The organism is Streptomyces sp. NPDC057428, assembly GCF_042803195.1.
Classification (GTDB): Bacteria; Actinomycetota; Actinomycetes; order Streptomycetales; family Streptomycetaceae; genus Streptomyces.
Map to the genome: position 1 here is coordinate 1 of NZ_JBHVCT010000181.1, position 4,437 is coordinate 4,437.

Annotated in this window: 3 protein-coding genes and 2 pseudogenes; 2 read left to right on the forward strand and 3 right to left on the reverse strand. The window is 68.6% G+C overall.

All coding sequences use genetic code 11. From position 1 onward, the window contains the following. Positions 1-273, reverse strand: a pseudogene (locus ACFU5K_RS31320) (IS200/IS605 family accessory protein TnpB-related protein); the annotation flags it as partial. Continuing rightward, positions 266-648 (reverse strand): annotated as a pseudogene (locus tag ACFU5K_RS31325) (recombinase family protein). The pseudogenes ACFU5K_RS31325 and ACFU5K_RS31320, both read right to left, overlap by 8 nt. Positions 649-756: 108 nt before the next feature. Here ACFU5K_RS31325 and ACFU5K_RS31330 point away from each other — a divergent pair. Together ACFU5K_RS31330 and ACFU5K_RS31335 are read left to right on the forward strand one after the other, a co-directional pair. Further along, positions 757-1,542, forward strand: a complete 786-nt coding sequence (locus tag ACFU5K_RS31330; protein ID WP_384067976.1) for a Scr1 family TA system antitoxin-like transcriptional regulator — start codon at positions 757-759, stop codon at positions 1,540-1,542. After that, complete coding sequence (locus ACFU5K_RS31335; protein ID WP_384067970.1) at positions 1,532-1,732, forward strand: DUF397 domain-containing protein; 201 nt, start codon at positions 1,532-1,534, stop codon at positions 1,730-1,732. The genes ACFU5K_RS31330 and ACFU5K_RS31335 overlap by 11 nt, the downstream gene beginning before the upstream one ends. Positions 1,733-1,773: 41 nt before the next feature. Here ACFU5K_RS31335 and yicI read toward each other — a convergent pair whose 3' ends face one another. Next, a complete protein-coding gene (yicI, locus tag ACFU5K_RS31340) occupies positions 1,774-4,002 on the reverse strand; it encodes an alpha-xylosidase (RefSeq protein WP_384067973.1) in 2,229 nt (742 codons plus the stop codon). Positions 4,003-4,437: the final 435 nt, after the last annotated feature.

The window sequence follows — 4,437 nt, forward strand, 5'->3', positions numbered from 1 at the left end:
CGTGATCGTCCCGGCCCACCGGGACGAGGAGGAGGCGGTCAGGCCCTGCTTCCGGGCGGCCCACGTGTCGCTGTTGTGGTCCAGGCCGTCCATGCAGCGGTTCTTGAGGTCCCGCGAGGCGAGGGAGCCGAGATGTTCACCGACCAGGCGCAGCACCTTGTCGTCCTGGGGTGTGAGGTGCTTGAGGCGGTCGCGTATCGCGACACCGGACGGACCGAGGGCGACGAACGGCGGTTCGATGGTGCGCAGTTGCTTCTTCTTCGGCTCAGTCATCGGCGGCAGCCGCTTCCAGTGCCTTCGTCGCCCGGTTCTTCGCGGAGCGTCGTCCGTACAGGCGGGCACAGAACGAGGTCAGTACCTCGATCATGTCGCTTCGATACGGGCCACCGTATGGCCGTGCTTTGCAGCCCAGCCGGCCAGACGGGAGACCTGGCGTTCCAGGTCCGCCTTCTGCTCATGCGAGGAGACGCGGGCGTACAGCCCAACACCGCCCGCGGTTACCTTCGGTGACGAGTTCGCCTCGATGTTGACCAGGATCGTGCGCGGCCCCACACGCTCAGCAGGGACCGGCAACGTGCCCTCACGGAACCAGCGATACGCGGTCTGTCGATGCACACCGTTCGCTTCCGCCCACTCCGTAAGATTCATAAGCAAGATCGTAACATTGCTCGAGTGTTCTAACACTCACTCAATCGACCATAGGGGCGCACAGCTGCCCACCCCTACACCGACGCACGGGCCTTTTACGGCTCCGAGCTGCGACGACTGCGGGAGGCGGCCGCCATGTCGCAGGGGCAGCTCGGCGAGCGGGTGTTCTGCTCGGGCTCGTACATCGGCATGTTCGAGGCGGCGGAGCGCCGGCCGCAGCTGGACATGTCCAGGGTGTTCGACGAGCTGCTGGGGAGCGGCGAGCACTTGCAGCGGCTGTGCAGGCTCGCGCGAACGTCGCGGGTGGCCGGGTACTTCGCGGACGCAGCGGAGCTTCAGATGCGCGCGACGTCCATCTCCGAATTCGCGCCGATGCTGGTGCCGGGCCTGTTGCAGACCGAGGCCTATGCCCGCGCCCTGACTCGTGCGTCACACCCTTTTGCCGCCGCCGACGTCGTCGACGGACATGTCCGGGCGCGGCGCGAACGGGCCCGGCTGCTCGACGCACCGGCGGCTCCGGTCCTGTGGGTGATCCTGCACGAGGCCGCTCTTCGGGTGCCGGTGGGGGGCGCCGTGGTCATGGCCGAGCAGCTCGGCCACCTCGCACGGCGGGCCCGCTCGCTCCCCGGAGTCGTGTTGCAGGTACTCCCGTTCTCGGCGGGCGTGCACCCGCTCCTGAACACGTCCGTCACACTCATGCGGTTCGGCGACGCTCCCGGCGCCGTGTACACGGAGACTGCCTACAGCGGTGAGCTGATCGACGACGCGGCCGTGGTGGACCGTTTCCACACCGCCTACGATCTGGCGAGGGCCGCCGCGCTGTCAACGGAGGCCTCTCTGGACCTGGTCGAATCGGCGGAGAAGGATCATGCGACCGATACACATGGCACCTGACCTGAGCTCTGCGTCATGGCGCACCTCTTCCCACAGCAACGGCGACGGCGGCAACTGCGTCGCCGTGGCCGACGGCGTCCCCAGCCTCGTGCCCGTGCGGGACACCAAGGACCCCGGCGGTCCCGTGCTCGCGTTCACCCCGGACCGCTGGGCGCCGTTCGTGCGTGCTCTCATCAACGGCGCTCTCTGACTCTGCCCTGGGCCGGGCCGGGCCGGCCCAGGGCAGCGGGGTCAGCCGACCAGGGTGACCGTGTAAGGCCGGTCCGTGTCCGTGGTGACGCTGACCTCGCCGTCCCGGTGGACGACCTCGTACGTCGCGGCCACCGCGCCAGTGAGGTCGGGGACCGTCACCGTGCGGGTGAAGTCACCGGTGCCCTCGGGGGCGTAGACGCGGAGTTCGAGGCCGTCGAGCCACTCCCCGTCCGGGCGGGACTCGTCGGCGCCCAGGGCGAGTACCGCCCCCTGGCGGACGAGCAGGGGAAGGCTGTCGAAGCCGTGGGTCTCCTGTCGCCAGGCGGGACCCGTGACGGTCTCACCGGTGAGGAAGTGCGTCCAGGTGCCCTCGGGGACGTAGTACTCGACCGTCCCGTCCTGCGAGAAGACGGGCGCGACCAGAACATCCGGGCCGAGCAGGTACTGACGGTCGGCCACGCGGGCGGTCGGGTCGCCCGGGAACTCCAGCAGCATGGGCCGCATGGTCGGGACACCCGTCTTGTGGGTCTCCACTGCCGCGCCGTAGAGGTACGGCATCAGACGGTGCTTCAGGCGGGTGAACTGCCGGGCCACGTCGACTGCTTCGTCGCCGAACTCCCACGGCACGCGGTACGACGACGAGCCGTGCAGCCGGCTGTGCGAGGAGAGCAGGCCGAAGGCGAGCCAGCGCTTGAACACCGCCGGGTCGGGGGTGCCCTCGAAGCCGCCGATGTCGTGGCTCCAGAAGCCGAAGCCCGACAGCGACAGCGAGAGTCCGCCGCGCAGGGACTCCGCCATGGCCTCGAAGGAGGACCAGCAGTCGCCACCCCAGTGGACCGGGAACTGCTGACCGCCTGCGGCGGCCGACCGGGCGAAGAGGACGGCCTCGCCCTGGCCGCGCTCCTTCTCCAGGAGCTCGAAGACCGCCTTGTTGTACAGGTGCGTGTAGTAGTTGTGCATGCGCTCCTGGTCGGAGCCGTCGTGCCACACGACGTCGGTCGGGATGCGCTCGCCGAAGTCGGTCTTGAAGCCGTCGACACCCTGGTCCAGCAGCCCCTTGAGCTTGCTCTGGAACCAGGCGGTGGCCGCGGGGTTGGTGAAGTCGACCAGCGCCATGCCGGCCTGCCACTTGTCCCACTGCCAGACGTCGCCCTCGGGGGTGAGGACGAAGTAGCCCTCGCGGACGCCTTCTTCGTACAGGGCGCTCTTCTGTCCGATGTACGGGTTGATCCAGACGCAGATCTTCAGGCCCTTGTCCTTGAGGCGCGCGAGCATGCCCTCCGGATCGGGGAAGACCGCCGGGTCCCACTCGAAGTCGCACCACTGGTACTCGCGCATCCAGAAGCAGTCGAAGTGGAAGACGCTGAGGGGGATTCCGCGCTCGGCCATCCCGTCGACGAAGGAGGTGACCGTCGCCTCGTCGTAGGAGGTGGTGAAGGACGTGGTCAGCCAGAGGCCGAAGGACCAGGCCGGCGGCAGGGCGGGGCGACCGGAGAGTGCGGTGTAGCGCGCCAGGACGTCCTTCGGGGTGGGGCCGGCGATGACGAAGTACTCCAGCGTCTGGTCCTCGACGCTGAACTGCACCTGCCCCACAGCCTCCGAGCCGACCTCGAAGGAGACCTTTCCGGGGTGGTTGACGAAGACGCCGTACCCGCGGGAGGAGAGGTAGAACGGGATGTTCTTGTAGGCCTGTTCGCTGCTGGTGCCGCCGTCGGCCTGCCACATGTCGACCACTTGGCCGTTCTTCACGTACGGCGTGAAGCGCTCCCCGAGGCCGTGGACCGTCTCACCGACACCCAGGGCGAGTTGGGCGATCATATGGTGCCCGCCGCCGTCGACCGTGGCGAAGGCGCTGCCCTTGCGGCCTGCCGAGGTCAGGACCCGGCCGGACTCGTCGAGGAAGTCCATGCCGAAGACGCCCTCGGTGGGCAGGCGCAGGGTCAGCGGGCCGCTGGTCAGCTCGGCGGCGGCGCCCTCCGTGCGGGTGGTGGCGGCCGACCGGGCGGCGGCGCCGGGCATCTCGAAGTCGGGGCCCTTGGCGCGCTTGCCCGCGTGATGGGTCAGGCGTACGGCGATGACGCCCTCGGCCGGGGCGTAGGCCTCTACGGTGATCAGCGGGGCGTTCAGGGTGTCGCCGCGCCGCTCGACCCGCTTCACCGCGGCGTAGGCGGCGAGGCGGTCGGCGTCGAGACGGACGTCGCGGACTTCGGTGGCGTACGAGGCGTGCACACCGCTGCGCAACTGCCAGAAGCCGTCGGTGAACTTCATGGAGGTGGTCCTTAGCCGGTCGGAAGGTGCGGGACTGCGAGGAAGGCCGGGGCGCCTGCGGCGAGCGCGGCTGCGGGGCCTATCGATTTTGATCGTACACAAAACAAATACACCCGCCAGGGGTGGTGGGCGGAGGAATATGCCGGAATGCCCGAGTGGGCATCCAGTGAGTCCCCCGCCATGGATCCGCCATGTTGGCGCCACGTGACCGATACGTCACGGAAATGGTCTAGAAACCATCGGCGGGATGACGTATTAGTACTGCAAGCAAACAAATTGCCCAGGGCGGCGCATGCTGCCACCTGGCCTGACGTCGACAAGAGGCTGTGCAATGACGGACCGCTTCACTCCCACTCCCGCGGACAGGTTCACCTTCGGTCTCTGGACCGTGGGCTGGCGGGGCAACGACCCGTTCGGTGAGCCGACCCGTCCCGC